At 38.4% G+C, this 1,072-nt stretch carries 2 protein-coding genes; both read right to left on the bottom strand.

All coding sequences use genetic code 11. The features are described from left to right. Positions 1–137 precede the first annotated feature (137 nt). Entirely contained in the window at positions 138–578 is a 441-nt protein-coding gene (locus KOI35_RS46975) for a hypothetical protein (protein ID WP_215796323.1), read from the bottom strand. A gap of 72 nt (positions 579–650) precedes the next feature. After that, positions 651–1,072 (bottom strand): hypothetical protein (locus KOI35_RS46970; RefSeq protein ID WP_215796322.1); only part of this gene is annotated, 422 nt, incomplete at its 5' end.

Genomic DNA, 1,072 nt, shown 5'->3' with positions numbered 1-1,072 from the left:
ATATTATTATCTATGACGTCGTGTGTTGTGTTTGGACAGTGCGTAACGATACCCATCGGAACAACGGATATTCCGAATGGAGTATAAGTATACGGAGGAGTGCCGTGACGTGCAATGTTTACTCTTAAAGAATAGCACTAACCGTTTTCAAAGAATTTACCAAACTCTAAGAACGTTGGCAACTCGCCTTGCTCTGCCCATCCAAAGGAAATGAAACTAAACAACATATTATTATTTGGTGGATTAAGGTCTCTTAGTCTGCCTAGATACGTTGTTTGAGAATAATCTGGAACTTCCTCTACAGCATTAATAATCGTAGTAGCGTGTACTCTGTTATTTGATAGCATAGGTGAAATACTAATATCGTCGTTTTGTACCTGAAATCCTGCAAAACTATAATTATTACCTGTTTTAACAAAAGTAGAATATAATCCGACAGGAGTAATACCTGTACCAACTATATATCCGATTGTTTGAAGCCATATAAACTGATTAGGAACCTGTACGCTACCGACTTCCTCTACTTTTAATAAATTGTTTGCTTGTGGAGCTAATACATAAGTCTTTCCAACTTCCATTTTTCCTCTTTTTGTTTCCAGTGAGCCAATTGGATATCAAGTAGTATCCAATTGGACGGCAACGACTTGCCTTTAAGTGGAAGCCTTTTCAGGCTTCAACAACTTTGCACGTTCAGCCTTATCGGCTTCACTCTTATGCTTCGCATTCTCTATCGCTGTAGCATACTTCTGTTCTGCTTCTCTTTGAGTTTTAATAGCTTCTTGTGATATCTGTGCCATAGTTTCTAAATCTGTACGGTCTATACCATCTTTTGCGTCTATATCTACCTGACTTTCCATATCTACATTTTCGTCATATCCATCATACTGTGCGTCTTTTTCTGCTTCTGTTAAATCGTATTGAGGCGGTAATACTACCTGACCTGTCATTATCTTAATGATGTCATTAGGCACATAATCGCTCTGTACTGTTAATGAAGCGTTGTTGGCGAAGTCCAGTGCCTCGCCTGTCTCTTTATCGTAAAGAATGGGAAATACTGCACCATATACCTTAT

The organism is Paractinoplanes bogorensis (assembly GCF_018829635.1).
Lineage (GTDB): Bacteria > Actinomycetota > Actinomycetes > Mycobacteriales > Micromonosporaceae > Actinoplanes > Actinoplanes bogorensis.
This window is presented reverse-complemented; position numbering and strand designations above follow the sequence as displayed.

Excerpts from the sequence above, each read along its gene's own strand:
- KOI35_RS46975 (WP_215796323.1), bottom strand. The coding sequence starts at position 578 with ATGGAAGTTGGAAAGACTTATGTATTAGCTCCACAAGCAAACAATTTA.